This window comes from Corallococcus carmarthensis, from assembly GCF_003611695.1.
In the GTDB taxonomy this organism is placed as follows: Bacteria; Myxococcota; Myxococcia; order Myxococcales; family Myxococcaceae; genus Corallococcus; species Corallococcus carmarthensis.
Genome location: NZ_RAWE01000134.1, coordinates 1 through 26,555 on the forward strand (window position 1 = coordinate 1; position 26,555 = coordinate 26,555).

Annotated in this window: 26 protein-coding genes; 15 read left to right on the top strand and 11 right to left on the bottom strand. The window is 69.1% G+C overall.

Annotation, left to right across the window (positions count from 1 at the left end; all coding sequences use genetic code 11):
- The first annotated feature begins 316 nt into the window (after nt 1-316).
- Nucleotides 317-1,339: an NADP-dependent oxidoreductase gene (locus tag D7X32_RS28650; RefSeq protein WP_120605742.1), complete on the top strand. Its 1,023-nt coding sequence runs from the start codon at nt 317-319 to the stop codon at nt 1,337-1,339.
- A 141-nt stretch (nt 1,340-1,480) separates the two neighbouring features.
- Nucleotides 1,481-3,595, top strand: a complete 2,115-nt coding sequence (locus tag D7X32_RS28655) for a catalase (protein ID WP_171448223.1) — start codon at nt 1,481-1,483, stop codon at nt 3,593-3,595.
- A 21-nt stretch (nt 3,596-3,616) separates the two neighbouring features.
- On the opposite strand, the gene D7X32_RS28660 is transcribed toward D7X32_RS28655, so the two are convergent.
- Both D7X32_RS28660 and D7X32_RS28665 read right to left on the bottom strand, forming a co-directional pair.
- A complete protein-coding gene (locus D7X32_RS28660; RefSeq protein WP_120605743.1) occupies nt 3,617-4,330 on the bottom strand; it encodes a S8/S53 family peptidase in 714 nt (237 codons plus the stop codon).
- A 26-nt stretch (nt 4,331-4,356) separates the two neighbouring features.
- A complete protein-coding gene (locus tag D7X32_RS28665) occupies nt 4,357-4,548 on the bottom strand; it encodes a hypothetical protein (RefSeq protein ID WP_120605744.1) in 192 nt (63 codons plus the stop codon).
- Between the two features lie 161 nt (nt 4,549-4,709).
- On the opposite strand from D7X32_RS28665, the gene D7X32_RS28670 reads away from it, so the two are divergent.
- Nucleotides 4,710-5,987: a dicarboxylate/amino acid:cation symporter gene (locus D7X32_RS28670; protein WP_120605745.1), complete on the top strand. Its 1,278-nt coding sequence runs from the start codon at nt 4,710-4,712 to the stop codon at nt 5,985-5,987.
- Between the two features lie 3 nt (nt 5,988-5,990).
- Here the strand turns inward: D7X32_RS28670 and D7X32_RS28675 are convergent, their stop codons facing one another.
- On the bottom strand, nt 5,991-7,229 hold the full coding sequence (locus D7X32_RS28675) for an SO2930 family diheme c-type cytochrome (protein WP_279635628.1): 1,239 nt from the start codon (nt 7,227-7,229) through the stop codon (nt 5,991-5,993).
- 39 nt (nt 7,230-7,268) lie between these two features.
- Complete coding sequence (locus D7X32_RS28680; protein WP_120605747.1) at nt 7,269-8,819, bottom strand: parallel beta-helix domain-containing protein; 1,551 nt, start codon at nt 8,817-8,819, stop codon at nt 7,269-7,271.
- 351 nt (nt 8,820-9,170) lie between these two features.
- Between D7X32_RS28680 and D7X32_RS28685 the strand changes: the two genes are divergently transcribed.
- On the top strand, nt 9,171-9,668 hold the full coding sequence (locus D7X32_RS28685; protein ID WP_120605748.1) for a hypothetical protein: 498 nt from the start codon (nt 9,171-9,173) through the stop codon (nt 9,666-9,668).
- A gap of 18 nt (nt 9,669-9,686) precedes the next feature.
- On the opposite strand, the gene ypfJ is transcribed toward D7X32_RS28685, so the two are convergent.
- Both ypfJ and D7X32_RS28695 read right to left on the bottom strand, forming a co-directional pair.
- A complete protein-coding gene (gene ypfJ / locus D7X32_RS28690; RefSeq protein ID WP_120605749.1) occupies nt 9,687-10,544 on the bottom strand; it encodes a KPN_02809 family neutral zinc metallopeptidase in 858 nt (285 codons plus the stop codon).
- A 146-nt stretch (nt 10,545-10,690) separates the two neighbouring features.
- On the bottom strand, nt 10,691-12,007 hold the full coding sequence (locus tag D7X32_RS28695) for a neutral/alkaline non-lysosomal ceramidase N-terminal domain-containing protein (RefSeq protein ID WP_120605750.1): 1,317 nt from the start codon (nt 12,005-12,007) through the stop codon (nt 10,691-10,693).
- 167 nt (nt 12,008-12,174) lie between these two features.
- Between D7X32_RS28695 and purF the strand changes: the two genes are divergently transcribed.
- From purF to D7X32_RS28705, 3 genes are read left to right on the top strand one after another with little or no spacing between them, the layout of a single operon-like run.
- Nucleotides 12,175-13,560 carry an amidophosphoribosyltransferase gene (gene purF / locus D7X32_RS28700; RefSeq protein ID WP_216618272.1) on the top strand — a complete coding sequence of 462 codons (1,386 nt, stop codon included), beginning with the start codon at nt 12,175-12,177 and terminating at the stop codon, nt 13,558-13,560.
- Nucleotides 13,553-13,678 carry a hypothetical protein gene (locus tag D7X32_RS47640; RefSeq protein WP_279635629.1) on the top strand — a complete coding sequence of 42 codons (126 nt, stop codon included), beginning with the start codon at nt 13,553-13,555 and terminating at the stop codon, nt 13,676-13,678. Before purF ends, D7X32_RS47640 begins: the two co-directional genes overlap by 8 nt.
- Nucleotides 13,679-13,720: 42 nt before the next feature.
- Nucleotides 13,721-14,518, top strand: a complete 798-nt coding sequence (locus tag D7X32_RS28705) for an alpha/beta fold hydrolase (RefSeq protein WP_120605752.1) — start codon at nt 13,721-13,723, stop codon at nt 14,516-14,518.
- A gap of 24 nt (nt 14,519-14,542) precedes the next feature.
- Here D7X32_RS28705 and D7X32_RS28710 read toward each other — a convergent pair whose 3' ends face one another.
- Entirely contained in the window at nt 14,543-15,571 is a 1,029-nt protein-coding gene (locus D7X32_RS28710; RefSeq protein ID WP_120605753.1) for an RluA family pseudouridine synthase, read from the bottom strand.
- 111 nt (nt 15,572-15,682) lie between these two features.
- Nucleotides 15,683-16,804 carry a non-hydrolyzing UDP-N-acetylglucosamine 2-epimerase gene (gene wecB, locus D7X32_RS28715; protein WP_120605754.1) on the bottom strand — a complete coding sequence of 374 codons (1,122 nt, stop codon included), beginning with the start codon at nt 16,802-16,804 and terminating at the stop codon, nt 15,683-15,685.
- A 95-nt stretch (nt 16,805-16,899) separates the two neighbouring features.
- Between wecB and kdsB the strand changes: the two genes are divergently transcribed.
- Nucleotides 16,900-17,637 carry a 3-deoxy-manno-octulosonate cytidylyltransferase gene (kdsB, locus tag D7X32_RS28720; RefSeq protein ID WP_120605755.1) on the top strand — a complete coding sequence of 246 codons (738 nt, stop codon included), beginning with the start codon at nt 16,900-16,902 and terminating at the stop codon, nt 17,635-17,637.
- A 17-nt stretch (nt 17,638-17,654) separates the two neighbouring features.
- Here kdsB and D7X32_RS28725 read toward each other — a convergent pair whose 3' ends face one another.
- Nucleotides 17,655-18,503, bottom strand: a complete 849-nt coding sequence (locus tag D7X32_RS28725) for an aldo/keto reductase (protein WP_120605756.1) — start codon at nt 18,501-18,503, stop codon at nt 17,655-17,657.
- A gap of 114 nt (nt 18,504-18,617) precedes the next feature.
- On the opposite strand from D7X32_RS28725, the gene D7X32_RS28730 reads away from it, so the two are divergent.
- The 6 genes from D7X32_RS28730 (at nt 18,618) to D7X32_RS28755 (ending at nt 24,786) form a co-directional block, all read left to right on the top strand.
- Nucleotides 18,618-20,387 (top strand): ABC transporter ATP-binding protein, encoded by a 1,770-nt coding sequence (locus tag D7X32_RS28730; protein WP_120605757.1) that lies wholly within the window; start codon nt 18,618-18,620, stop codon nt 20,385-20,387.
- Nucleotides 20,388-20,715: 328 nt separating this feature from the next.
- Nucleotides 20,716-20,949: a hypothetical protein gene (locus tag D7X32_RS28735; RefSeq protein ID WP_014393887.1), complete on the top strand. Its 234-nt coding sequence runs from the start codon at nt 20,716-20,718 to the stop codon at nt 20,947-20,949.
- Nucleotides 20,950-21,036: 87 nt separating this feature from the next.
- On the top strand, nt 21,037-22,686 hold the full coding sequence (gene pyrG, locus D7X32_RS28740; protein ID WP_120605758.1) for a CTP synthase: 1,650 nt from the start codon (nt 21,037-21,039) through the stop codon (nt 22,684-22,686).
- Nucleotides 22,683-23,519: a 3-deoxy-8-phosphooctulonate synthase gene (kdsA, locus tag D7X32_RS28745; protein WP_120605759.1), complete on the top strand. Its 837-nt coding sequence runs from the start codon at nt 22,683-22,685 to the stop codon at nt 23,517-23,519. Before pyrG ends, kdsA begins: the two co-directional genes overlap by 4 nt.
- Nucleotides 23,520-23,542: 23 nt before the next feature.
- Nucleotides 23,543-24,118 (top strand): KdsC family phosphatase, encoded by a 576-nt coding sequence (locus D7X32_RS28750; protein ID WP_208752565.1) that lies wholly within the window; start codon nt 23,543-23,545, stop codon nt 24,116-24,118.
- A gap of 44 nt (nt 24,119-24,162) precedes the next feature.
- Nucleotides 24,163-24,786, top strand: a complete 624-nt coding sequence (locus D7X32_RS28755; protein ID WP_120550420.1) for a response regulator — start codon at nt 24,163-24,165, stop codon at nt 24,784-24,786.
- Between the two features lie 147 nt (nt 24,787-24,933).
- Here the strand turns inward: D7X32_RS28755 and D7X32_RS28760 are convergent, their stop codons facing one another.
- Together D7X32_RS28760 and D7X32_RS28765 are read right to left on the bottom strand one after the other, a co-directional pair.
- Nucleotides 24,934-25,380 (bottom strand): Hsp20/alpha crystallin family protein, encoded by a 447-nt coding sequence (locus D7X32_RS28760; protein WP_120605761.1) that lies wholly within the window; start codon nt 25,378-25,380, stop codon nt 24,934-24,936.
- Nucleotides 25,381-25,614: 234 nt separating this feature from the next.
- Nucleotides 25,615-25,809 carry a CPXCG motif-containing cysteine-rich protein gene (locus tag D7X32_RS28765; RefSeq protein WP_120605762.1) on the bottom strand — a complete coding sequence of 65 codons (195 nt, stop codon included), beginning with the start codon at nt 25,807-25,809 and terminating at the stop codon, nt 25,615-25,617.
- 103 nt (nt 25,810-25,912) lie between these two features.
- On the opposite strand from D7X32_RS28765, the gene D7X32_RS28770 reads away from it, so the two are divergent.
- A partial coding sequence (locus tag D7X32_RS28770; RefSeq protein ID WP_120605763.1) for a GspE/PulE/PilB domain-containing protein occupies nt 25,913-26,555 on the top strand: 643 nt, incomplete at its 3' end.

Here is a 26,555-nt window from a genome sequence, read left to right on the forward strand (position 1 = left end):
AGCCAAGGCATGCCGCATCGCAGGCCGTGGGCTTGCATACAGCTCACCCGCGACAATCTCCCCCACGACATGCTCGGGAAGCGCCTCCAGGTCCGCATAGGTCGCAGGCTTCTTTCCCATCGCATCTCCCCATTCCCCGCCGCCCATCACTCTATCCATGAACGCCAGGGGTAGCACGCCCGTCCGACATGACAGGGCACACGTCCGGCGTCCTACCTTACACATCTTCCCGCGATTCCCCGCCCAATTCCCTGCCCCACCGTGTCCCCGTGGTTAAGAGGCCCGCGCAACCCTCCTCCTTCCACGAAAGGACCCCATGACCCCGCCGCTCCAGGGACGTGAAATCCACCTGAAGTCCCGCCCGCACGGTGAGCCCACGCCGGCGAACTTCGAGACCGTCACCGTCTCCGTCCCGGAACCCGCCGAAGGACAGCTCCTGGTGCGCAACCACTTCATGTCCGTGGATCCGTACATGCGCGGCCGCATGAACGACGCGAAGTCCTATGTCCCGCCCTTCAAGCTGGGCGAAGTCATGGACGGCGGCAGCGTGGGCCAGGTCATCCGCTCGCGCTCGCCCGACTTCAAGGAAGGGGACTTCGTCGTCGCCGGCACCGGCGGCTGGCGCGAATACGCCGTCGCGCCCGCGAAGCACTACCAGAAGGCAGACCCTTCCGTGGGCCCGCTCTCCGCGTACCTCGGGGTGCTCGGCATGCCCGGGCTGACCGCGTACGTGGGCCTGCTCGACATCGGCAAGCCGAAGGCCGGTGAGACCGTCTTCGTGTCCGCCGCGGCGGGCGCCGTGGGCAGCGTCGTGGGACAGCTGGCCCGCATCCAGGGCTGCCGCGTGGTGGGCAGCGCCGGCTCGGACGCGAAGGCGAAGTACCTCCGCGAGGAGCTCAAGTTCGACGCCGCGCTCAACTACAAGACCGCTCCCATCGCCGAGTCCCTGGCCAAGGCCTGCCCCGACGGCATCGACGTCTACTTCGACAACGTGGGCGGCGACCACCTGGAGGCCGCCATCGGCCTGATGAAGAACCACGGCCGCATCGTCCTGTGCGGCGCCATCTCCCAGTACAACGCCACCGCCCCCACGCCCGGTCCGCGCAACCTGGGACTCGCCGTGGGCAGGCGCCTCACCCTCCAGGGCTACATCGTCATCGACCACGCGAACCGGCAGCCAGACTTCCTGCGCGACATGGGCAGGTGGCTGCGCGAGGGCAAGGTGTCGGACGTGTCCACCGTGGTGGACAGCCTGGAGAAGGCACCCGGCGCTTTCATCGGCATGCTGCGCGGGGACAACACCGGCAAGATGCTGGTGCGCCTGGCGAAGGACGCCTGACGCTCGCTGGCCAACGTCCCGAACGAACGCAACCGGACACCGCCGCCGCCCTCCGTCCTGCATCGTCCAGACGCGGATCAGAAGGCGTGCGGCTCCCGCGCCATCCGGCACCCTGCACGTCCCCTTGAAGGAGGCAGTGCAGTGACCTCACAGAAGCAGCCGGCCCCGGTGTATGTCGACGAGAAGAGCAAGGATCAGCAGCTCTCAAGGGACCGCTCGGAGCCCACGGGCAACTTCCTCACCACGGACCAGGGCATCCGCGTCGAGCACACCGACGACTCGCTCAAGATTGGCGCGCGCGGCCCCACGCTCCTGGAGGACTTCCACTTCCGCGAGAAGATCACCCGCTTCGACCACGAGCGGATCCCCGAGCGCGTCGTCCACGCTCGCGGCGCGGGCGCCCACGGCTACTTCCAGGTGTACGAATCCCAGGCGAAGTACACCCGCGCGAAGTTCCTCCAGGACCCGGCCAAGAAGACGCCCGTGTTCGTGCGCTTCTCCACCGTCGCGGGCTCGCGCGGCTCCGCGGACACCGTGCGCGACGTGCGCGGCTTCGCGGTGAAGTTCTACACGGAGGAAGGCAACTGGGACCTGGTGGGCAACAACATCCCCGTCTTCTTCATCCAGGACGGCATCAAGTTCCCGGACATCATCCACGCCGCCAAGGCGGAGCCCCACCACGAAATTCCCCAGGCGGCCACCGCGCACGACTCGTTCTGGGACTTCGTGTCGCTCGTCCCGGAGACGATGCACATGGTCATGTGGACCATGTCCGACCGCGCCATCCCGCGCAGCTTCCGGATGATGCAGGGCTTCGGCGTCCACACCTTCCGCTTCATCGACGAGAAGAACACCGCGCGCTTCGTGAAGTTCCACTGGAAGCCACTGCTGGGCACGCACTCGCTCGTCTGGGATGAAGCCCAGAAGCTCTCCGGCAAGGACCCGGACTTCCACCGCCGCGACCTCTACGAGGCCATCGAACAGGGGGACTTCCCCGAGTACGAGCTGGGCATCCAGATTCTCGAGGAGGCGGACGCGCAGAAGCTGGGCGTGGACCTGCTGGACGCGACCAAGCTCATCCCGGAGGAGGTCGTCCCGGTGCAGCCGGTGGGCAAGCTCACGCTCAACCGCAACCCGACGAACTTCTTCGCGGAGACGGAGCAGGTCGCCTTCTGCGTGGCCAACATCGTGCCGGGCATCGACTTCACGGATGATCCGCTGATGCAGGCGCGGCTCTTCTCGTACCTGGACACGCAGCTGACGCGCCTGGGCGGGCCGAACTTCGCGGAGATCCCCATCAACCGGCCCGTGGCGCCGGTGCACAACAATCAGCAGGACGGCTTCGGCCGGCACACGAGCAACGTGGGCCGCGCCAACTACTTCCCCAACTCGCTGGGCGGCGGCTGCCCGTTCCTCGCGTCCCAGAAGCAGGGCGGCTACGTGCACCACCCGGAGCAGGTGAGCGGGCAGAAGCTGCGCGAGCGCTCCGCCTCCTTCAACGACCACTACAGCCAGGCGGCGCTGTTCTTCCGCAGCCTGTCCGCGCCGGAGCAGGAGCACCTCATCGACGCGTGCCGCTTCGAACTGGGCAAGGTGGAGACGAAGGCCATCCAGGAGCGCGTGCTGGAGCACTTCGCGAAGATTGACGCCCTGCTGGTGTCCGCCGTCGCGGAAGGGCTGGGCCTGCCCGCCCCCAAGGCCACGCCCGTCACGCCCAAGGGCCCGCCCGCATCCAAGGCCCTGAGCATGGAGGCGATGAAGCAGGCCATGCCGCCGTCCATCAAGACCCGGAAGATTGGCGTGCTCGTCGCGGACGGCGTGGACGCGGATGAGCTGATGGCCGTGCGCAAGGAGCTGGAGGCGCAGGGCGCGCTGGTGAAGGTCATCGCCAAGCGCCTGGGCACGGTGAAGGCCGCCAACGGCAAGGACGTGCCGGTGGACAAGAGCGCGCTGACCACGGACTCCATCGAATATGACGGCGTCTTCATCCCCGGCGGCGCCGCGAGCGTGGCGACGCTGAAGAAGGACGGCAAGGCGCGCCACTTCGTGCAGGAGGCCTACCTGCACTGCAAGACGGTGGGCGCGGCCAAGGACGCGGAGGAGCTGCTCAAGGCCTGCGAAATCGACCCGGCCGCGCCCGGCATCGTCGCGGGCTCCAAGGCGGGGGCCGGCACGGCGTTCGCCACCGCGTTCTCCCAGGCGCTCGCGAAGCACCGGCACTGGGACCGCAAGGACAACGACCGCGTCCCGGCCTGAGCCCCACGCGGGAAGGTGACGTCACCGCGTCCGCTGTGACGCGGTGGCGTGCCGCCACCCGGGAGGACAGCCCTCGCGCAGCACCCGCGCCGCCGCGAGGGCGCAGGCGTAGCTGCTCGTCATGGGGCGCTCGCCCCAGGCGCCGTCCGCGTACAGCCGCACCGTGGCCGCGTCCTCGACGTGGTCCACGATGTCTCCCTTGCGCAGCGCGAGGGCCATGGCCGCGTCCGCCACCGTCACCACCGCCGGCATTCCGGACGGCAGGCCCGACACGGGACCTGCGGCGCAGAGCACCACGCTGCCCTGCTCCACCGCCCGGCGCAGCAAGGCCGTCAGGGGCGCCTCGAAGGCGCGGCCCACGGTGCCCAGGCTCAGGTTGATGACGTCCGGCCGCACGTCCTTTGTCAGCCACTCCAGCGCTTCCAGCAGGCACAGCGAATCCCCCCGCATCCGCCCATCCAGCACGCGCGCGACGTACCAGTCCACGTCAGCGCCGGCACGGCCCTGGTCCAGCAGGATGCTCAGCACCGCGGTGCCGTGACCGTGCGTGTCCTCCAGGTCCTCCAGCACGGAGGCGCCGTCGCGCCAGGCGGCCAGCTCCTCACGCGAGTGGACGCGGGACTCCAGGCGCCGCGCCTCCCGGTCCACGGTGAAGCTCGCGGCCCCGGCGAGCGACAGCCCCGCCCCGCGGAGGAAGCCCACCGACACACCACTGTCCACGATGGCGACCTTCACGGGAGGCAGGGCCTTTGAAACGCCGCCTAGCAGGAGCTGCTCGAGTCCTCGCCCACCGGATACTTGAGCTGCGGGAAGTAGGTGCCCACCCACTGGGTGCCATTCCAGGTGTAGTTCTGGCCGTTGAGGTACGACGTCGCGCAGGCGTGGCCCACCAGGACCTCGGACCCGCTGACTTCCTCCAGCAGCTTCGACACGTCCTTGCTCGTGAACTTCATGGCAACACTCCAGGCATGGGCTTGGGGGAAAAGCGGGCCGGAGCCTAGGGGGCCGGGGAGCGGGTCGCAATGATGTGGGGCGTCTCGCGGACGGGAACACGGCGCCGGACCCACGAGGGAGTTAGGGTCTGCCGGTCCACCGGTGTGAGAGGTGTCGCGCGATGAAGCCCTGGGCCCGCTGGTTCCGCATTCCCTTCTGGCAGCGCGTGCTGGGCGCCTTCGTGCTGGGCGCGCTCGCCGGATGGGCGCTGGGCGACCGGGCCGGCACGTGGCTCCAGCCCCTGGGCACGCTCTACGTGCAGCTCATCCGGATGATCGCCACACCGCTGGTGTTCTTCGCCGTCATCCACGCGGTGTCCGCGCTGCGCGGACAGAAGAGCGTGGCGGCGCTGGGCGGCCGTACCTTCCTCTGGTTCGCCGTCACCGCCGCGCTGGCCGTGGGCGTGGGCCTGGGCACCGCCGCCCTCACGAAGCCGGGCGTGGGCGTGGGCCAGCTCCAGGTGGCCAGCGACTACAAGCCCCGGCAGGTGCCCGGCCCGGTGCAGGTGCTGCTGGACGTGGTGCCCACCAACCCCTTCGCCGCGCTGGCGGAGGGCAAGATGCTCCAGGTCATCTTCTTCGCGGGGCTGGTGGGCTTCGCGCTGGTGAAGCTGGGGGACCGCACCGCGCGCCTGCGAGAGCTCGTGGGCGAGGCCAGCGACGCCATGATTCAGGTCACCCGCTTCGTGCTGGAGCTGACGCCGCTGGGCACCTTCGGCCTCATCGCCGCGCTGGTGGGCACCTACGGCTTCGAGCGCCTGCTGCCCCTGGGCACCTTCGTCCTCACGCTGTACCTCGCGTGCGCGGTGCACGTCGTCTTCGTGTATGGCGGGCTGCTGGCGGCGCACGGACTCAACCCGCTGCGCTTCTTCCGGGGCGCGGCGCCGGGCATGCAGGTGGCGTTCGTCAGCTCCTCCAGCTTCGCGTCCATGCCGGTGGCCCTGCGCAGCGTCACGCACAACCTGGGCGTCAACCGCGACTACGCGGCGTTCGCGGTGCCGCTGGGCGCCACCATCAAGATGGACGGCTGCGGCGCCATCTACCCGGCCATGACGTCGCTGTTCGTCGCCCAGTACTTCGGCCTGACGCTGTCCGCGCCACAGCTCTTCATCATCCTGCTGGCGTCGGTGCTGGGCAGCTTCGGCACCGCGGGCGTGCCCGGCACGGCGGTGGTGATGACCACCGTCGTCCTCAGCGCCGCGGGGCTGCCCCTGGAGGGCCTGGGCTACCTGCTGGCCATCGACCGGGTGCTGGACATGATGCGCACCCTCACCAACGTCACCGGCCAGATGCTGGTGCCGGTGCTGGTGGCGCGCGAGGAGGGCCTGCTGGACCTGGACGTCTACAACCGCGCGTCCAGCAACGTGGGGCTGGAGGAGCCCCCGTCGCCCGCCGCCTGAGCGCTACTTGCAGGTCTTCGCCGGCATGGAGTCGATCCAATCCGCGATGAGCTGAGAGCCCTCCGCGTGGTGAACCGTGCGGCCAATCTGCGGCATCATCTTGCCGGACTCCTCCGTGTGCATCCGGTACCAGAGGATGGACTCCGCGTGGTTGCCGGGGACGATGTCGAACTCGCCGCCCACGCCCGCGCCTGCTGAGCCCGGGCGCTTGCACTCGCCCAGGGAGAACAGGCTCGCGTTGTCGAAGTTGAGGAACAGCTGGCTGGTGATGCCCGCCGTCCCCTTCGGGTTGTGGCAATGCGCGCAGTTGATGTCCAGGTACGTGCGCGCCCGCGTGGGCAGGTCCGCCGCCTGCGGGTCGAACGCATCCGGCGCCTTGGGCAGGTTCGCGGGAGCGGGCAGCCCGTCCAGCTTGCCCAGCGACGCCAGGTACTCCAGCTGATCATGCTCCACGCCGCCGTAGGTGTTCGGGCGGTGCAGGTAGCGCGCCTTCACGCCAATGGGGTGCATCACCTGCGCCCCCGTCTCGTCCACCAGGTGGTGGCACTGCTGGCACTGGTTCTTGGAGGGCACCGAGTACTTGAACGACCGGGTCTCCCCCTCCAGGTCGATGAACGTCACGTCGCGGGAACGGCCACCGGTGGCCAGCGTGGCCTCCGTCTGCTCCGTGTTCCACACGTACGGCCATGCCTCCCAGCCCGCGGGCTGGTGCACCAGGACGCGCGTCTCGATGACCCGCACGTCCTGGTCCGGCTGCCGCAGGTCCGCCGGGAAGGCGAACGTCTTCGTGATGAGCGTCCCCACCGGCAGGTCCAGCGCGGCCACGGGCTCGTAGTGCGCCGTCTTGCCGGGGGGGATGTACAGGGTGCGTGACTTGACCGCGTAATCGGAGAACAGCGCGGTGGACAGGGTGTAGGGCACGTTGCCCTCCACCGGGACGAGGCCCCCGTCCGCCGGGCTTCCGGTGAACAGCCCGAAGCCCGACAGCGTGTTGGGAATGACCAGGGGGGGACCCGCGTCCACGGGGCCCGCGTCCGCAACGCCCGCGTCGGCCGTTCCGGCATCCGTCCCCGCGTCGCTGCCCGCGTCCGGCTCACCCGCGTCCGGCCCCCCCGCGTCCCCCGTTCCGGCATCCGGCACGGTGGTTCCCGCGTCGGGTGGGGTCCCGGGACCTTCCGGGTCGGAGGAACCGCAGGCCGCCAGCGTCAATGCCAGCAGCACCACGGAGAGACGGGGGCTCACGAACGACGTCCACATGGGTGTCACGCTCCCTGAACGGGGTTACTGGATGAAGTCGCCAATCGTCAGCGCGGGGCTGAAGCCCGAGCAGGCGAACTCGGCCTTCGTGGCCGCGTAGTGCCGCGTGCGGCCCCACGCGCCCGGCAGGTTGCCCTGGGTCGCGAGGGTGGCGGCCGCCTGCAGGTCCAGGTCCACGATGGCCGTGGTGGTGCCCGAGGGCAGCGTGTTGTTGGCGAAGCAGATGTTGATGGGGTTCACCAGCGCGCGGTCATGGCCGTACGGATCCAGGCCGTCCCACACCAGGTGCTCCACGCCGAGCGTGCCCTGCGTCTCGCCATAGGCGTAGAGCGCCGCCAGGGCCGCGCCCAGGGGACGCAGCTGCGGGCTCAGGTTGCCGTTGTCCACGGAGTCGCCGCTGCCGCCCTGGAAGGTGTTGTGGTGGATGTAGACGTCCGCGCTCGCGAAGTTGAAGCCGCCCGCTTCCCACAGGGTGACGTCGTCCTCGATGGCGAGACCACTCAGCACCGCCACGTCCACCGTGTTGTTGTTGCCCCAGGTGTTGCCCGTCAGCTCCACGCGGCGCGACGCCAGCATGAACGTGCCCGTGCCCGCCGGCACCTGCGACACCGTGCTGCTGCTGGCCGCGACGGACGCGAAGTTGTTCCGGTTGTTGCCGGTGATGGTGTTGTTCTTCACCCGGATGTCGGTCCCCTTGATGGGGTTGCCCGGCAGGTCGAACACCACCAGGCCCGTGGTGTTGTCCTGGGCGGTGTTGCCCAGCACGTAGGCGTACTTCGTGTTTTCAATCTCGATGCCCGCCACGTTCTGCTTCGCCACGTTGTTGCGCACGACGGCGTACTCCGTCTGGCCCACGTAGATGCCCGCGTCCGCGGCGTTGTACGCCTCGCAGTCCTCGATGAGGACGTACTTGGACTTCACCGGGTACAGGCCGTACTTGCCGTTGCTCTCCTTGTCGGCCTCCGCCCACTCGGTGCGCACGCGGCGCATCACCACGTCCACGGAGGACTCCACGCGGATGGCGTCCTTCTTCGCGTTCCACACCGCCAGGTCGCGCACCTCGAAGCGGTTGCCCACCACGTCCAGGCCGTTGGAGTTCGCCGCGGCGTTGGTGAACACCAGCACCGTGCTGCTCGCCCCGCCCGTACCCTCGCCCTTCGTGCCCTTGCCCGCGCCCGCCAGCGTGATGCCGTTCTGGCGGATGGTGATGGCGTTGTCGAAGGTGTACGTGCCCGCCGCCAGCTGGATGGTGGTGCACTCGGCCAGCGTGTTCACCTGGTCCTGGAGCGCCTCTTCCTGCCCCGGCGCGAAGTTCAGCGTCGCCTGGGTCTTGCCCTCACAGGAGAAGGTGCCCGCGCTGCCGCCGTCCCAGGCGATGCCCGTGTCCACGGAGCCCGCGTCGCTGCCCGCGTCCGTGTTCGTCCCCGCGTCGCTGCCCGCGTCCGTCCCCGCGTCCACCTTCACGCCCGAGTCCGGCGTGTTGTCGTCGTCATCCGAGCAGGCGCTCAGCGAGAGGGCCGCTACCAGGGCCAGAAGGGTCGCGCTCGTAGCGCGGGACCACTGCAAACGGGGCATGTCATTCCTCCGCGAAGCCGCTCCGCATGGGCCTCGGGGAAGCACCCGGGCCCGCGAAGCAGCGGGAAGGCGGCATGCTCGGAGCAAAGACACACTGGCGACAAGCACAAGTTACACGTTTGTGTTTTGACGCAGCGCTCCTTTGGCCATGCTTGAAAAGCACGCGCACGCGGTAAGCCTATCGTTCGGAATGTGTCCGGAATGCAATTGACGCATGGCTCCATGACCTGCGCCCGAGCAAGCCCCCGGGCCCGGTCGCCGCGCTCCCCTCGGCCCACCCGGGCGGTCATCTTGAGAAGCAGGTCGCGGCCCTGGTTCCCCTCTCCCGCGACGGAAGGAAGGAGGACTCCCATGCGCGCAGGCACCTGGGTGACCCTGGTGGTGACGCTCGCGTCCGGACCGGCCATGACGGCTCTGGCGCAGCAGGACGAAGCGGCGGCTGCCCCGGAGGGCAATGACTTGCAGAACCCGGATGACCGGCAATCACTGACAAGCGGCTCCGGCGACAACACCTTCTGGGACAATTACTGGTATCAGCCGCCCGCGGACAGCGGGTTCCAGCAGCCGCCCGCCGGTTCGTACCAGCTCCAGCAACCCATGGCCGGCACGTACCAGCTCCAGCAGCCACTCATCGGCTCGTATCAGCTCCAGCAACCCATGGCCGGTTCGTACCAGCTCCAGCAGCCGCTCATCGGCACGTACCAGCTCCAGCAGCCGCTCATCGGCACGTACCAGCTCCAGCAGCCGTTGAACGGGACGTATCAGCTCCAGCAACCGCTCATGGGGACGCAGCAGCTGCGCCAGCCGCTGCACGGGCCGGGCGCCACGCAGGCGCCCCGGACACGCTGAGGCCTTCCTTCCGCGTCCCTACCGGCGGGCGTTGAAGGTGTCGCACGCCTCCAGCGTCCCCTGCTCCAGGCCGCGCTTGAACCAGGTCATGCGCTGGGCGGCGGAGCCGTGGGTGAAGGACTCGGGGACGACGTAGCCCCGGGCCCGCTTCTGGAGCGTGTCGTCGCCCACGGCGCTGGCGGCGCCCAGGCCCTCCTCCACGTCGCCCTGCTCCAGGAGGTTGCGCTCCTTCTGCGCGTGGTTGGCCCAGATGCCGGCGAAGCAGTCCGCCTGGAGCTCCGTCAGCACGGAGAGCTGGTTGGCCTGCTCCTCGCTCGTGCGGTTGCGCAGCGACTGCACCTTGCGGGAGATGCCCAGCAGGTTCTGCACGTGGTGGCCCACCTCGTGCGCGATGACGTACGCGCGGCCGAAGTCACCCGGCGCGCCGAAGCGGCTCTCCAGCTCGTCGAAGAAGCTCAGGTCCAGGTACACCTTCTGGTCGCCCGGGCAGTAGAAGGGCCCCACCGCGCTCTCCTGCATGCCACACGCGGACTGCACCGCGCCCGAGAAGAGCACCATGCGCGGCTGCACGTAGCGCACGCCCTGGGGCTCCAGCAGGCCGGGCCAGGTGTCCTCGGTGTCCGCGAGGACGACGGAGGCGAAGTCCTTCAGCTTCTCCTGCTGGGGATCCACGTTCCCGGAGCCGCCCGTGGCCGGGTCGGAATACGGAGAGGTGCGCGAGCCGATCTGCACATCGGACGGGTCACCGCCCAGCAGCATCACCAGCAAGGCCACCACCAACGACGCGGCGCCACCGCCCACCGCGAGCGGGCGTCCAAAGCCGCTGCCCCGCCGGTCCTCGATGTTCGAGCTGCGACGTCCGCCTTCCCACCTCATCCCGTACCCCCTGCCTCGCAAAGACGATCCGAGGACCAAGGTAGGCAGCGGGCCCTCCTTCAGCGACGGTGCGTCCCCACGGCGGCCGGACGCCAGGAGGTCCGCGGGGCAGGCGGGCGGACGGGCCTTCGTTGCGGAAGCCCGTTCTACTTCCCGGGAGAGAAGCCCACCGCGCCGGAAGCCACGCGCGCGGCGGCGCCCAGGCGCTCCAGCAGGGTGGGACCGAAGTACTGGCGCCGGGACTCGCCCTGCCCCGCGCGCACCTGCTCCGCCGTATCCAGGTAGCCCACGTAGCCGTTGGCGAGCCCCAGCACGTGCGTTGCCCCGGAGAGGTCCGCCAGCGCCCGGCCCGCGCCCACCGTGGGCTCGCCCGGGATGGACAGCAGCTCCAGGGGCCCCAGCGTCAGCGCGTCCACTTCCGTTTCACGCGGGGACGAAGCGCACAGGAAGTTGTCCCCGGCCGCCCGGGTGAAGGCGGGCACCAGCCGCGACGAGTCCGGCCGGGGCAGCGCGGTCTGGACCCGCGCGAACGCCAGCCGCACCGGCGCCGCCTCGGGCACTCCGGCCGCCGTGTCCGCCAGCGTGGACAGCTTGCGCGCGAAGCCCAGGGCGCGCTCGGGGCCCTGGCCCTCGGAGAAGGCCACGGACGCATTGCCCGCGCTGCCCTGCACGAACAGCGAGACGCCTTGCCCCGTCTCCTCGCGCAGCATGCTCAGGCGGCCCGGGTAGTCCGGATCCACCAGCGTCCGCTGCCGGGGAATGAGCGTGGCGTGCGCGGCGAACACCAGCACCTCCGCCACCGGCCCCGCCGCCCCGCGCAGCACCACCCGCGTGAGCTGGCCGTCCGGCACATCGCCCCCGCTGCGGGAATAGACGAGCCCCGCGTCCGCGGCGCCGCCCACCTCCATCGTCACATCCGCCATCGAGGCCGCGGCCTTCTCCAGCGCCTCGCTCGCGCCGGCCACCACCGCGTTCACGGAGGCCTCCTGGTAGCGCCCCGTGCCGGACAGCTCGGCCACCCACCGCGCGTCGTAGCCTCCAAAAGAGGAGTGCGTGTGCGTGGCCACCACCAGCACCTCCTTCACCCCTGCCTGCGCGGCGCGCTCGCGCACCCGCGCCGTGATTTCCGGGGTCACGAAGAGCAGCTCCAGCGACACCACGCCCACGCGCGCGCCACCGGCCTCCAGCACCAGGGCCCTCGCATGGAGGGGAAGCTCGGCCTGGCTCGCCTCGGACCGGGGTGGGGCATAGCCGGCCACCACCACCGGAAAGGGCGGGGACAGGGCCACCTTCGCCGCGCCTGCCTTGAGGGGGCCTTCGCCACGCACCTGTGACAGCACCTCGGGCGTGCGTTCTTCCCACCTTCCGCACCAGTTCCATGAGGCGAGCGCGTAGGCGGCCCCGGCCGTTAGCAAGGCGAAGGGCAGCAGGGTGCGGAGGAAGGAGCGTCGGAAGGAAGACATGCCGGTGGGGAGCGTACCCCCTTGGCGCTTCCGGGCGGCTCCTACCTTTCAGGCAATGGCACCTTGCCTGGCCTACAAGGGCCGACGTCGACCTCGGGTGGAATACCCACCTTCAAGGCGTGCGTTCCTGTTCCGCTTCGCGGTCGAAAGGGGTAAGGCAGCGCGCCATGTGCGGCATCTTCGGAATCGTGGGTCATGGAGAGGCGTCCAACCTGACGTACCTGGGGTTGCACGCCCTGCAGCACCGCGGACAGGAGTCCGCCGGCATCGTCGCGTCCGACGGGCACACCCTGCGCGCGCACCGGCAGATGGGCCTGGTCGCGGACATCTTCACCGCGCCGGTGATTGAAAACCTCCCTGGCAAGGCGGCCATCGGCCACGTGCGCTACAGCACGGCGGGCGGCAGCGGGATCAAGAACGCCCAGCCCCTGTTCGTGAACTACGCGGGCGGCCAGTTCTCCATCGCGCACAACGGCAACATCGTGAACGCGACGGAGCTCAAGGCGGAGCTGGAGTCGGAGGGCGCGCTGTTCCAGTCGGACGCGGACACGGAGGTGGTGATGCACCTCCTCGCCCGCTCCAAGCAGCCCACCTTCGAGGCGCGCCTCGTGGACGCGCTGCGCCGGGTGGAGGGCGCCTACAGCATCCTGCTCCTCACCGAGGACAAGCTCATCGCGGTGCGCGACCCCAACGGCTTCCGGCCGCTGGTGCTGGGCAAGATGAAGGATGGCGTGTACGTGCTCGCCAGCGAGACGACGGCGCTGGACCTCATCGAAGCGGAGATCGTCCGCGAGCTGGAGCCCGGCGAGCTGGTCGTCATCGAGAACGGCGTGCTGCGCACCAGCATGCCCTTCAAGCCCGCGGCGCGGCTGGGCCGCTGCATCTTCGAGCACGTCTACTTCGCCAAGCCGGACTCGGTGCTCTTCGGCAGCAGCGTCTATGAAGTGCGCAAGCGCCTGGGCATCCAGCTGGCGCGCGAGCAGCCCGCGGAAGCAGACCTGGTCATCGCGGTGCCGGACTCGGGCGTGCCCGCGGCCATCGGCTTCTCGCAGGCGAGCGGCATCCCGTACGACGTGGGCCTCATCCGCAGCCACTACGTGGGCCGCACCTTCATCGAACCGCAGCAGTCCATCCGCCACTTCGGCGTGAAGCTGAAGCTGTCCGCCGTGCGCCAGGTGCTCAAGGGCAAGCGCGTGGTGGTGGTGGATGACTCCATCGTGCGCGGCACCACCAGCCGGAAGATCGTGAAGATGCTCAAGGCCGCGGGCGCCGTGGAGGTGCACCTGCGCATCTCGTCGCCGCCCACGCAGTGGCCCTGCTACTACGGCATCGACACGCCCAGTCGCACGGAGCTCATCGCCGCCAGCCACACCACGGAGGAGATCGCGAAGTACGTGACGGCGGACTCCCTGGGCTACCTGTCGCTGGAGGGGCTGGGCACCGCGGTGGATGACCCGAAGCGGAGCACCTACTGCACCGCGTGCTTCTCCGGGCAGTACCTCACCGACAAGCTGTCCCAGAGCGCGGGTGGCGCCACCAAGCTCAGTGCCTGAGCTGCCGGCCGCGCCTCCGGGCCGGCCCGGGCTCGCACAGGCGGAGCGGCAGTTCGTCCGCTCCGTCGTCGCGGGCCTGGTGCCGGCGTGCGCGAAGATCCTTCGCAAGCCGGGCTGATTGAACTTCACTTGCGAAGCCGCGGCAGGCAGGAACAGCCCCATGACGACCTGGAGGCGTGGAGCCTGCGAAACGAACGGCATCGACATCCACTACCTCCGGACCGGAGGCGCCAACCCTCCTGTCGTTCTCCTCCATGGATTGATCGGGAGCGGCGCCTGCTGGACTCCCGTGGCGAGAGCGCTCGAAGGTGAATTCGACGTCGTCATGCCCGACGCCAGAGGGCACGGCGGTTCAAGCGCACCGCGCCACGGCTACCGGTACGACGATCACGCGAGCGACGTCGTGGGCCTCATCCGCGGCCTGGAGCTGTCTCGTCCGGTTCTGATGGGCCACTCGATGGGCGGCATGACCGCCGCGGTGGTGGCGAGCCGAGGAGAGGGCGGCATCCGCGGCCTCGTCCTGGTCGACCCGACGTTCTTGAGCCCCGAGCGCCAGCGCGAGGTGCACGACAGCGACGTCGCCGAACAACACCGCCGGGCCCTCGGCTTGAGCAAATCCGACCTCGTCGCCCAGGCCCGAGCCCGGCAGCCGCGTCGCTCGCCCGAGCTCATCGAGCTGCTCGCCGAGGCGAGACTGAAGACCCACCTGGACGCCTTCGACGTCCTCACGCCGCCCAACCCCGAGTATCGCGACGTGGTGCGCGCGATTGACGTCCCGACCCTCCTCGTCATTGGGGACAGCAGCCCCGTCGTCACGCTCGAGATGGCGACGGAACTGCGGAGCCTCAACCCACGCGTGCGAATCGAACAGGTCCAGGACGCCGCCCACGGCCTTCCGTTTGACCAACCCGAGCGCCTGGCGGAGGGGGTCGCGTCGTTCTTGCGTGAGCTGACCTAGCGGCTGCAACTCGCGCCGGGTCCCTCACGGAGTCCCGGAGGGTTCAGACTCCCCGGTCACGGGGACCGGAGCCCTCCCAGCGATGAAGTCCTTCAGGTCGTCGGGAAGCGGCGAAGCGAAGGTGACGGGCTCCCCGGTGCCCGGGTGCGGGAACGTGATGCGCTCCGCATGGAGCGCATGGCGGGGCAACCGCAGCCGCACCCACGCCTCCGGCTCCAGCGAGTGCTTGCTGAAGCGGTCGAAGTAGCCGGGGTCCGGCCCGTACATCTTGTCCCCGACCAGCGGAAATCCCGCCTCACGCAGGTGGATGCGGATCTGATGCTGCCGCCCCGTCTCAGGGAAGCAACGCAGCAGCGCGAACGGCGCACCGCCATGCATGAAGCGCTGAAGCACCTGGAAGCGCGTGCGGCTGGGCTTGCCCGCCACCGGGTCGATTCGCACGGCGATGCGGATCAGGTCCGTGCCCTCCGCGATGGGCGCATCCACGGCGAAGGTGTCCTCGGATGGCTGCCCTTCGCACAGCGCCAGGTACTCCTTGTGCACGTCGCGCGACAGGAAGAGTCCGCCCAGCACGCGGCAGGACTCGGTGGTGCGGCCGCACACCACCAGCCCGCTCGTCTCGCGGTCCAGACGGTGCGCGGGCTCCGCGAAGCGCTCACCGAAGCGCTCGCGCAACAGCGTCACCAGCGTGCCCTTGTGGTAGCGCGCGGTGGGGTGGATGGGCAGCCCCGCTGGCTTGTCGAGCACCAGCAGCCAGTCATCGGAGAAGACCACGGGCAGCACCGTGGGCGTCACGGGCTCCTGGCTCGCGGGGCGGCGGATCCGGAAGGTGAGCCCCGGGTACACGGGCGTGGACGGCTTGAGCCGGTACTCGTCGCACAGCACGCCGCGCAGGATGATGCCGCGCACGCGCTCCAGGTCCATGCGGCGGATCTTCTCGCAGAGGTAGCGGTCCAGCCGCCACCCCGCGTAGTTCGGCTCCACGACGAACGGGATGTCGACGTAGCCGTCGGGCACGGCCGAAGCGGGAGCGGAGTCGGCGTCTTCACGCATGGCGAGCCCGACGCTCTACCATGCTTTGAAACGCGAAAGCCGCCCGGCCCCCGCGCACGAAGACGCGAGCACCCGGCGGCCTGACTGCCTCACGAACGCGTCCGCTTCAGCTCACCCGAAGGCGCGCTTCGTCTCCACGCCCAGGAAGCGCGCGTACAGGTCCGCGATGCGCTCGCCCGTGCGGCCGTCCCACAGCTCCGGCACACGGCCCTTCTTGAAGTCGCCGGCCAGCACGCGGGTCGCGGCCTCGCGGATGCGCGCGGGGTCGGTGCCCACCACCTCGTTGGAGCCGACCTCCACGGTGATGGGACGCTCGGTCTGCTCGCGCATGGTGAGGCACGGCACGTTCAGCGCCGTGGTCTCCTCCTGCAAACCGCCGGAGTCCGTCATCACGAGCTTCGCCTGCGACGTCACCGACAGGAACTCCAGGTAGCCCATGGGGTCCACCAGCTTGAGCCCCGGCGTCTGCTCCAGCTGGGGGCCCAGGCCCTGCTCGGAAATCATCTTCCGCGTGCGCGGGTGCACCGGGAACACGACGGGCAGCTGCTTCGCCACGTCCATCAGCACGCCCAGCAGGCCCGCCAGCAACTTCGGGTTGTCCACGTTGGACGGACGGTGCAGCGTCGCCACCACGTAGCCCTTCGGCGTCAGGCCCAGGGTCTTCAGCGTGGGCAGCTGGTCGGCCTTCTCCTTGGACGACAGGAGCGAGTCGATCATCACGTTGCCCACCAGGTGGATGTGCTTCGGGTCGATGCCCTCCTTCAAGAGGTTCGCGTCCGCGTCGCGCGACGGCGTGAGCAGCAGGTCGGAGAGCCGGTCGGTGACGACGCGGTTGATCTCCTCCGGCTGGTGCCGCTCGAAGCTGCGCAGGCCCGCTTCCACGTGGGACAGCGGGATGGCCAGCTTGGACGTGACCAGCGCCGCGGCGATGGTGCTGTTCACGTCGCCCACCACGGAGACCAGGTCCGGCTTCTCCTTGAGGAAGACCTTCTCCATCTCCACCATCATCTTCGCCGTCTGCTCGGCATGGCTCCCGGAGCCGATGCCCAGGTGGATTTCGGGCGGAGGCAGGCCCAGGTCCGCGAAGAAGACGTCACTCATCTTCGCGTCGTAGTGCTGGCCGGTGTGGATGACGAGCTGCTGCAGGGACGTACGCGCGGAGATGGCCCGGTGAATGGGTGCCACCTTCATGAAATTCGGACGCGCGCCAACGATGTGGATGACCTTCTTCATGTCGCCCCGGAAGCTAGGCATGGCACGCATTCTGGCCAGTGGTGGGTCACCTCCCGGGCGCGGCGGGACGTCCTGAATCTGATAGATGCCGCCCCATGCCCGCCTCCTACACCGTGGCCGTCATCCCCGCCCGCCATGCCAGCACCCGCTTCCCTGGCAAGCCGCTCGCCCTCATCGCTGGCCGCCCCATGATCGAACACGTCTGGCGCCGCTGTCAGGAAGCCAGCGCCTTCGACGAGGTGTGGGTGGCCACCGACGACGCGCGGATCCGCGACGTCGTGGAGGGCTTCGGCGGCCGCGCCGTGATGACCAGCCCCGCCTGCCCCACCGGCACGGACCGCATCGCGGAGGTCGCCCGCTCCCGCCCGGACGTGGAGGTGTGGGTGAACGTGCAGGGCGATGAGCCGCTCGTGGACCCCGCCGCACTCAAGGTGCTGGCGGACCTCTTCCAGGACGACGCCGTGCACATGGCCACGCTGGTGCGCCCCCTGGAGCCGGAGGAGGTGGAGAACCCCAACGTGGTGAAGGCCGTGCTCGCCCTCAACGGCGACGCGCTCTACTTCAGCCGAGCCGCGGTGCCACACGCCCGTGAACCCGGCACGCCCGTGCGCCGCTGGGCCCACCTGGGCCTCTATGGCTACCGGCGCGACACGCTGCTCCAGCTCGCCACGCTCAGCCCCACCCCGCTGGAGGAGGCGGAGAAGCTGGAACAGCTGCGCGCCCTGGAGCACGGCCTGCGCATCCGCTGCGCCAGCGTGTCCTGGCGCACGGTGGCGGTGGACGTGCCGGAGGACGTGGCCCGCGTGGAGGCCGTGATGCGCGAGCGCGGCTGAAACACGCCCGCGCCGGCTCAGATGACCGGCAGCTCGTCCGGCTCGTCGCCCTTCGGGAAGGCCGCGTCGATGCGCTGGAGCTCCTCCGGCGTGAGCTTCAGCGAGGCCGCGCTCGCGTTGTCACGCACGTGCGCCATGTCGCTCGCCTTGGGGATGGCGAACACCGACGGCCGGCGCACGAGGAACTGGAGCGCCACCTGGAAGGGCGTCACGCCGTGTGCATTCGCGATGGACGCCAGCACCTTGCCACCCGCACTGGTGGGCGACGGGAACTGCCCGTTGCCGAAGGGGCTGTAGGCCACCACCGCCACGCCCTGGGACTCACACCACGGGACGACGGCGTGCTCGATGGCGCGCTCCTCCAGGTGATACAGCACCTGGTTGCACGCGATGCGCCCCTTGCCCGCGAGGGCCAGCACCTCCTCCAGGTCCTCCACCCCGAAGTTGCTCACACCCCAGGAGCGGATCTTCCCGGCCGCCACCAGCTCCTCGAAGGCCTCCACCGTGCCCTCCAGCGGGTGCGAACCGGGCCAGTGCAACAGGTAGCAGTCCAGCCGGTCCGTGCCGAGCCGCTTCAGGCTGCGCTCACAGGCGGCCACCGTGCCCCTCCGCGTCGCGTTGGACGGCATCACCTTGGAGACGAGGAACACCTCGTCGCGCCGGCCCGCGATGGCCTTCGCCACCAGCGCCTCCTCCACCCGCCCCTGCCCGTAGAGCTCCGCGGTGTCCAGGTGCGTGAGCCCCAGGTCCAACCCGGCGCGCAGGGCCCGGATGGCCGCTGCCGCGTCGTCGTCCTCCATCTGCCAGGTGCCCTGTCCGATGACAGGCACCGCCACCCCGGTGTTGCCAAAGACGCGCGTCTCCATGGCCCCTCCTCACGTGGAACGGCCCTGAAATACCACCCAGGCCTCCCGCCTGCATCCCGGCCCTGCATCTCCGTCCGGGCTGCACGGCCCGCCAGAGTCCAGTAGGCTCCGCCAGTGCCTCCCTCCGTTACCGCTCCGACATCCAGCCTCTCCTCCGGGGTCACCGTGCGCCGCCTGCTGGCCCTGGCCCGCCCCGAAGTAGGCACGCTGCTGGTCGCCACCTTCTTCCTGCTCATCAGCAGCGGCGCCAGCCTGGTCTACCCCCAGGGGGTCCGCATCCTCATCGACGAGGCCCTCAACGCGAAGAACCGCGACCTCATCGACAAGGCCGCGCTCGTCATGCTGGCCGTCTTCCTGGTCCAGGGCATCGCCACCGCCCTGCGCTACTACCTCTTCTCCAATGCCGGAGAGCGCGTGGTCATGCGCCTGCGCCATGACTTCTTCCGAAGCCTCATGAACCAGGAGGTGGCCTTCTTCGACACGCACCGCACGGGGGAGCTCACCAGCCGGCTCGCCTCCGACACCACCGTGCTCCAGAACACCGTGAGCGTGAACATCTCCATGGGGCTGCGCAACGCCGTGCAGGCCCTGGGCGGCATCGTGCTGCTCTTCTACACCTCGCCCTCGCTCACGTTCCTGATGCTCGCCATCGTGCCCCTGGTGGCCGTGGGTGGCATGGTCTACGGCCGGCGCGTGCGCGGGCTGTCGCGCAACGTGCAGGACGCGCTCGCCAAGGCCAGTGAGGTCGCGGAGGAGAGCCTGTCCGGCATGCGCACCGTGCGCTCCTTCGCGGCGGAGCCCTCGGAGGTGGCGCGCTACGGCAACACCGTGCGCCACGCCTACGAAGTCGCCCGCCACCGCGCGCGCCAGTCCGCCGCCTTCATGGGGGGCGCCTCCAGCGCGGGCTACATCGCCGCGGTGGTGGTGTTCTGGTACGGCGGCCGGCTGGTGGTGGACGGCGAGCTCTCCGTGGGCGCGCTCACCTCGTTCCTCATCTACACGATGCTCGTGGCCATGTCCCTGGGCGCCCTGGTGGACCTCTGGGCGGACTTCATGCGCGCCTCGGGTGCCGCCGAGCGCGTCTTCGAACTGATGGACCGCGCGCCCACCATCCCCGCCACCGAGGGCGAGCGCCCCGCCTCCGTCGAGGGCCTCGTGGAGCTGCGGGGCGTGCACTTCGCCTACCCCACGCGCCCGGATGTGCCGGTGCTCCAGGGCATCGACCTCACGCTCAAGGCCGGCGAGGTCGTCGCCGTGGTGGGCTCCTCCGGCGCCGGCAAGTCCACCCTCGCCGCCCTCCTGTCCCGTTTCTATGATCCGCTCCAGGGCCAGCTGCTCCTGGATGGGCGCCCCCTCAAATCCCTGGACCCCAGCTGGCTGAGGCGCCACGTGGGCATGGTCGCCCAGGAGCCCCTGCTCTTCTCCTGCTCCATCGCGGACAACATCCGCTACGGCCGCCCGGACGCCACCGACGCGGAGATTGAAGCCGCCGCCCGGGCCGCGAACGCGCACGACTTCATCCAGCGCTTCCCGGACGGCTACCGCACGGAGGTGGGCGAGCGAGGCGTGCAGCTGTCCGGCGGCCAGAAGCAGCGCGTGGCCATCGCGCGGGCCGTGCTCAAGGACCCGCGCATCCTCATCCTGGACGAAGCCACCAGCGCCCTGGACTCGGAGAGCGAGCACCTGGTGAAGGACGCCCTGGACCGGCTGATGCAGGGCCGCACCACGCTCATCATCGCCCACCGCCTGTCCACCGTGGCCAACGCCCAGCGCGTGCTGGTGCTGGAGCACGGCCGCGTGGTGCAGAGCGGCACCCACTCCACCCTCATGACGCAGGACGGCCTGTACCGCCGCCTCGTGGAGCGCCAGGTCGTCGCCGCCTGAACGCTCGTTCCCCGGACGGCCCCCACCCGCCTCGCGCTCTTCGTGGCGCGAAAAGGGGGCACGCATTATCTCTGCTGCCGCAAGAAAGGAGGTGATGCCTTGAACGACAGCAAGATCAAGGCGTCCACCTCCGTCGCGGTGGCCTGCTAACGCAGTGTCTCCCCGGCGGAAGTGACGCCTGCGGTAACGAGTCGCCCCCGCCTTTGCCGGCGGGGGCGACTTTTTTCGTCCCCCGCCCTACCGGGAATGTCCTGCCCGACCACCGGTTCGTGGCCGCCGGGGGGAAGCGCCATCCACGACCGTTGGGGTCGCCTGCCGGAGAACTGCCGTGTCCATCACGCCGTGTCCCATCCCTCTGCCTTCCGCCCTCCGTGACGAGGAGACCGTGGATGACCAGCGCAATCTTTTTTGTCCCAACTACGACGCCTGCCTGCACCAGGTCGTGAAGAAAGGCTGGGAAGGCTGGAGTTGCCGGGGGTGCGACCTGCGCCACTTCCGCGTGGGCCAGCCCACCGCCCAGCAGTTCGCGGTCGCCCGCCCCGGGGGTTGGGACGCGCAGTGAAGGGCTGACCTCGCGGGTCGGGGCCAGCCGGCCGTCCGTGCGTCAGAGAATATTTGACGCCCCCTGGCCCTCTTGGCAGGAAGGGACATGCGCTCCAAGAAAACCAAGTTCATCTTCGTGACGGGCGGCGTGGTCAGCTCGCTGGGGAAGGGACTGGCCTCCGCATCCATTGGCGCCCTCCTCGAGAACCGCGGGCTGGACATCACGCTCATCAAGCTGGATCCCTACATCAACGTGGATCCGGGCACGATGAGCCCCTTCCAGCACGGCGAGGTCTTCGTCACCGAGGATGGTGGCGAGACCGACATGGACCTGGGCCACTACGAGCGGTTCACCCACGCCCGGATGAGCCGCCTCAACAACTTCACCTCCGGCCGCATCTACAACGCGGTCATCACCAAGGAACGACGGGGCGAGTACCTGGGCAAGACCGTCCAGGTGATTCCGCACATCACGGATGAAATCAAGGCCAGCATCCGCCAGGCCGCCCAGGACGTGGACGTCGTCATCGTGGAGGTCGGCGGCACGGTGGGTGACATCGAGTCCCTGCCCTTCCTCGAGGCCATCCGCCAGATGCGCTACGACGTGGGCAGCCAGAACGCGGTCTACATCCACCTGACGCTGCTGCCGTACATCGGCGCCGCGGGCGAGGTGAAGACCAAGCCCACGCAGCACTCGGTGATGAAGCTGCGCGAAATCGGCATCCAGCCGGACTTCCTCCTGTGCCGCACCGACCGGGAGATTTCGCGCGAGCTGAAGGACAAGATCGCCATGTTCTGCAACGTGGACAACGGCAACGTGTTCACGTCCCCGGACGTGCGCAGCATCTACGAGCTGCCCCTGGAGCTGCACCGCCAGGGCCTGGATGAGCGGCTGGCGGAGGTGCTCAACATCTGGAGCCGCGCGCCCCACCTGGAGAAGTGGGAGACCATCGTCCGGAAGATCTACGAGCCCGCGCGCGGTGAAGTCACCGTCGCCATCGTGGGCAAGTACGTGAACCTCACGGAGAGCTACAAGAGCCTCAACGAGTCCCTGCTCCACGGCGGCATCGCCAACGACGTGCGCGTGAAGCTGCGCTTCGTGGACAGCCAGGACGTGGAGGCGCAGGGGCCGGAGAAGACGCTCGCGGGCGTGGACGCGGTGCTCGTGCCCGGCGGCTTCGGCGTGCGCGGCACGGAAGGGAAGATCGCCGCGGTCCGCTACGCGCGGGAGAACAAGATTCCGTTCTTCGGCATCTGCCTGGGCCTCCAGATGGCCGTGGTGGAGTTCAGCCGCACCGTGCTGGGCTTGAAGGGCGCCAACAGCCTGGAGTTCGACGAGCACACCGCGCACCCCGTGGTGACGCTCATGGAGAGCCAGGTGAAGGTGCAGGACAAGGGCGGCACCATGCGCCTGGGCAGCTACGCGTGCGCGCTCAAGGCCGGCACCGTCGCGCACAAGCTCTACGCCCAGGACGCCATCCAGGAGCGCCACCGCCACCGCTACGAGGTCAACAACGCCTACCGTGGCCGTCTCCAGGAGGCCGGGCTCGTCATCTCCGGCCACAACCCGGAGCTGAATCTGGTGGAGATGATTGAACTGGCGGATCATCCGTACTTCGTCGGCTGCCAGTTCCACCCGGAGTTCAAGAGCAAGCCCTTCGCCCCCCACCCCCTCTTCTCCGGCTTCATCGGCGCGGCGCTCGCCCAGCGGGACGCCACCCGGACCCAGCCTCCCGCCACCCCGGTGCGCTCATGAGCAACCCCCCCTCCATCGAGCTGTGCGGCCACAAGGTCGGCCCCGGTCAGCGACTCTTCGTCATCGCCGGCCCGGACAGCATCGAGTCCGAGGAGATGGCCCTGCGCCACGCCCACCTGCTCAAGGGCATCACCGCCCGGCTGGGCGTCCCGTATGCCTTCAAATGTTCCTATGACAAGGCCAACCGGACCAGCGGCAAGTCCTTCCGCGGTCCGGGTTTGAAGGAAGGTCTGAGAATCCTGGACCGTATCCGCCGGGAGGTGGGCGTGCCTGTTCTCACGGACGTCCATGAAACCAGCCACGTCGGGCCTGCCGCTGAAGTCGTGGATATCATCCAGATACCCGCCTTCCTCTGCCGCCAGACGGACCTCGTGGAGGCGGTCGCCCGCTCCGGCAAGGGGGTGAACTTGAAGAAGGGACAGTTCGTGGCCCCCAAGGACATCGTCCACTCGGCCAGGAAGGCCGTGGAGACGGGGAACCCCAACGTGCTCGTCACCGAGCGCGGTTCCTCCTTCGGCTACAACAACCTCGTCGTGGACATGCGCGGCCTCGCTCAGATGCGCGAGGCCGGCCTCGTGGTGTGCATGGACGCGACCCACGCCGTCCAGCTCCCCAGCTCCAGCGATGGCAAGACAGGCGGTGAGCGCAGGTTCGTCTCACTGCTCGCCCGCAGCGCCGCGGCCGCCGGGATTGACGCTTTATTCACAGAAGTCCACGAAGACCCCGACCGTGCCCTGTGTGACGGTCCGTGCTCGCTCAATCCACAGATGTTCGAGGACGTGGTACGAGATGTGCTCAGCATCCGCCGCGCGCTGGGTCACGAAGCCAGTTGATGGACGCGAAAGGTGAGGAGGCCATGCAGACGGAAGCGCCTTCCAAGCCGGGCAAGGAAGAGCTGACGTCCCGTGCGTCGCGCGTGCGACTGCTCGTGTTCGACGTGGATGGCGTCCTCACCGACGGCGCGCTGTATTACGGCGACAACGGCGAGGTGATGAAACGCTTCAACGTGAAGGACGGCCATGCGCTCGTCATGGCCCGCCTGGTGGGCCTGCCCGCCGCCATCCTCACCGCGCGCACGTCCCGTATCGTGGAGGCCCGAGGCCGAGAATTGGGCCTCGCCGCCATCTTCCAGGGCCGCAAGGAGAAGGGTCCCGCCCTTCAGGAATTGCTTGCTCAACTCCAGATACCCGCAAATCAGTGCGCGTATATGGGAGACGACCTCAACGACCTGGACCCCATGTCGCTCTCCGGGCTTTCCGCCTGTCCGGCGGATGCCGTTCCAGAGGTGCGCCAGGAAGCGCACTTCGTTACGCAGAACGTGGGCGGTCACGGAGCCGCCCGTGAGCTGGTTGAGCTGTGCCTCCGTGCCAGTGGCCGTTGGGATGACGCCGTGGGTCTGATGAGAAGCACAGGTAAACGCAGCACGTCGTAGGGTGGGTTGATCAAACCCCGCATTCAAGGTAGGTGTTTATTTCCATGGCTAGTGGAACGATGCAGTCCGAGGGGAGTACGGCGATGACGGACCAGCTCTACACGACGCACGACATCAGTCGGTTGCTTCAGGTGGACCCGTCGACGGTGAGCAAGTGGATCGACCGCGGCATCCTGATGGCCTTCCGGACTCCGGGTGGCCACCGGCGCGTGCGTTCGACCGACCTGCGCACCTTCCTGGTCACCCACCAGATGCCCGTGCCCGAGGAGCTGGGCAGCAGCACGGTGCGCCTGCTGGTCGTGGACGACGAGCGCCCGGTGCTGGACGCCATCAAGCGCGCATTCAAGCCGCACGCGAACCAGGTGGAGCTTCAGACGACGACGAGCGGCGTGGAGGCCCTGCTGCTGGTGTCGGAGCAGAAGCCGCACGGGATGATCATCGACCTCAACATGCCGGACATCGACGGCATCGAGGTCTGCAAGCGCATCCGCGCGCGCAAGCAGATGGAAGGCGTGCGTCTCATCACCATGACGAGCAATCACACGCCCGACGTGGTGGAGCAGTCCAAGCAGGCCGGCGCGGTGGCGTGCCTGCCCAAGCCGCTGGACGTGACGCAGGTCATGGAGCTGTTCCGGGTGCCGCTGGCGCTCAACACTGCTCGCAAGTAAAGGGACGGGGGCTTCCGCCGGCCACCGCGGAAGCCCTCGGGTCGCAAGGATGCTTGCGGGAGTCGCCGCGCCTCGCTGTAGCGAGGGCAGCGGCCTCCCTTATGGGTGGGTGCTCGCGCATCCATCGCGGGTGTTGATGCGTGCGCATCAACCCTGGACCTTCACCTCGACGACGCGGGGCTTGGTCTCCTCGCGGCGCGGCAGGGTGAGGGTGAGCACGCCATTGTCGTAGCGAGCCTCCACGCGGGTCGCATCCACCGTGTCCGGCAGGCGGAACTGGCGCGCGTAGACACCCGAGGCGCGCTCCTGGCGGCGCAGGGTGCTGCCCTCCGGCACGACTTCCGCCTTGCGCTCGGAGCGCACGGTCAGCACGCCGTCCTCGACCTTCACCTGGATGGCCTTGGCGTCATGGCCGGGCAGGTCGACGCGCAGCGTGATGCCGGCTTCGGCCTCCAGGATGTCCGCCGCGGGCGTGACGGTGCGCTCGGCGTCATTGCGGACGCCGGGCGAGGCCAGCTCGCGGAAGAGGAAGTCGAAGTCGCGCAGCAGGGGCACGGCAACGGCGGCGTTGTAGGGATTGCGGGCGTTCAGCATGGTCGTCTCCTGTTCGTGACGTCCCTTGGGACGCACGTCGTGCGGTTTCACGGTCGTTGTTGAAGTGGGCGGCCGGGACCCTGTTTCCAGGAGCGCCCGGCAGCGCCTCACAAGACTCAAGAGAACCATGCTTCGGGACGTGTCAAGCAACGGCCCCCGCCGTCCTGGAGCCCCGCGAAAAGGCTCCGCGCCTGCCCGCTTGCCCTCCGGCCAAGAGGCCGTTGGCCGGGCTTTTCAGTCGTCGTCGCGGCCGAGCGTGACGACGGCGCCGTCCTCGTCCCGGGTGACGTGCACCTCCCAGGGGCGGCAGCAGACGGGGCAGTCCTCCACGTAGGACTCGGCGGAGGCGCCCAGCGAGTCCACGTCGACTTCCACCTCTTCACCGCAGTACGGGCACGTCTGGGTGGCGGCGTCCGCGAACGGTTGCATGGTGCTGGCCTCCTTGCCCTCAAGGCATGTTCCCCTGCCTTCGAGGCAGGTTCAGCGACGTGGACTGAGCGTCCGCGCCATCAGACGCTAGAATCCCCACCCCATGGCTCCCCCTTCCCGGAATCGCATCGCGGACATCCTCGTCAAGGCGCGCGTCATCGACGAGTTGCAGCTACGCAGCGCGCTCGCGTCGCTGGACCAGTGGGGCGGACGCGTGTCGCGCGTCGTCGCGGACCTGGGGCTGGCCTCCGAGGAGACCATCACCCAGGCCATCTGCCAGGGCCTGGGAATGCCGCGCGTGCAGCTGGGCAACCTGACGAAGGACGCGGCCGCCCTCTCGCGCGTGGACGTAGGGCTCGCCGAGCAGAAGGGCGTCTTCCCCGTGCAGCTCAAGGACAACGGGAAGACGCTGGTGCTGGCGATGTCCGACCCCACGGACCTGGCCACGTTGGACCAGGTCGCGGCGCGCAGCCGTGCCCGCGTGGTCCCCATGGTGGCGGGCGACCGTGAAATCGAGCACGCCATCCTGCGCCACTACCGCGGCCAGGAGCCGGTGGAGAAGAAGCGCTTCAAGCCGGACACGAACAAGCAGGCGATGGACGAGCTCCCGGAGGAGGAGGAGTTCAAGGTCGTCGACATGAGCGGCAAGACGGTCGTCAAACGCATCAGCGACATCGTCGACCCGAACGCCGCGCCGCCGCCGCCCGCCGCGCCCGCCCCTGCGCCGCGCGCATGCGCCTCTGACC

What these genes read in the sequence shown, in the direction of transcription:
- D7X32_RS28650 (WP_120605742.1), top strand. Translation starts at nt 317, where the DNA reads ATGACCCCGCCGCTCCAGGGACGTGAAATCCACCTGAAGTCCCGCCCG.
- D7X32_RS28685 (WP_120605748.1), top strand. Translation starts at nt 9,171, where the DNA reads ATGCGCGCAGGCACCTGGGTGACCCTGGTGGTGACGCTCGCGTCCGGA.
- purF (WP_216618272.1), top strand. Translation starts at nt 12,175, where the DNA reads ATGTGCGGCATCTTCGGAATCGTGGGTCATGGAGAGGCGTCCAACCTG.
- D7X32_RS28695 (WP_120605750.1), bottom strand. Translation starts at nt 12,007, where the DNA reads ATGTCTTCCTTCCGACGCTCCTTCCTCCGCACCCTGCTGCCCTTCGCC.
- kdsA (WP_120605759.1), top strand. Translation starts at nt 22,683, where the DNA reads ATGAGCAACCCCCCCTCCATCGAGCTGTGCGGCCACAAGGTCGGCCCC.
- kdsB (WP_120605755.1), top strand. Translation starts at nt 16,900, where the DNA reads ATGCCCGCCTCCTACACCGTGGCCGTCATCCCCGCCCGCCATGCCAGC.
- D7X32_RS28665 (WP_120605744.1), bottom strand. Translation starts at nt 4,548, where the DNA reads ATGAAGTTCACGAGCAAGGACGTGTCGAAGCTGCTGGAGGAAGTCAGC.
- D7X32_RS28705 (WP_120605752.1), top strand. Translation starts at nt 13,721, where the DNA reads ATGACGACCTGGAGGCGTGGAGCCTGCGAAACGAACGGCATCGACATC.
- D7X32_RS28680 (WP_120605747.1), bottom strand. Translation starts at nt 8,819, where the DNA reads ATGCCCCGTTTGCAGTGGTCCCGCGCTACGAGCGCGACCCTTCTGGCC.
- D7X32_RS28750 (WP_208752565.1), top strand. Translation starts at nt 23,543, where the DNA reads ATGCAGACGGAAGCGCCTTCCAAGCCGGGCAAGGAAGAGCTGACGTCC.
- ypfJ (WP_120605749.1), bottom strand. Translation starts at nt 10,544, where the DNA reads ATGAGGTGGGAAGGCGGACGTCGCAGCTCGAACATCGAGGACCGGCGG.
- wecB (WP_120605754.1), bottom strand. Translation starts at nt 16,804, where the DNA reads ATGAAGAAGGTCATCCACATCGTTGGCGCGCGTCCGAATTTCATGAAG.
- pyrG (WP_120605758.1), top strand. Translation starts at nt 21,037, where the DNA reads ATGCGCTCCAAGAAAACCAAGTTCATCTTCGTGACGGGCGGCGTGGTC.
- D7X32_RS28765 (WP_120605762.1), bottom strand. Translation starts at nt 25,809, where the DNA reads ATGCAACCGTTCGCGGACGCCGCCACCCAGACGTGCCCGTACTGCGGT.
- D7X32_RS28760 (WP_120605761.1), bottom strand. Translation starts at nt 25,380, where the DNA reads ATGCTGAACGCCCGCAATCCCTACAACGCCGCCGTTGCCGTGCCCCTG.
- D7X32_RS28670 (WP_120605745.1), top strand. Translation starts at nt 4,710, where the DNA reads ATGAAGCCCTGGGCCCGCTGGTTCCGCATTCCCTTCTGGCAGCGCGTG.
- D7X32_RS28755 (WP_120550420.1), top strand. Translation starts at nt 24,163, where the DNA reads ATGGCTAGTGGAACGATGCAGTCCGAGGGGAGTACGGCGATGACGGAC.
- D7X32_RS28725 (WP_120605756.1), bottom strand. Translation starts at nt 18,503, where the DNA reads ATGGAGACGCGCGTCTTTGGCAACACCGGGGTGGCGGTGCCTGTCATC.
- D7X32_RS28710 (WP_120605753.1), bottom strand. Translation starts at nt 15,571, where the DNA reads ATGCGTGAAGACGCCGACTCCGCTCCCGCTTCGGCCGTGCCCGACGGC.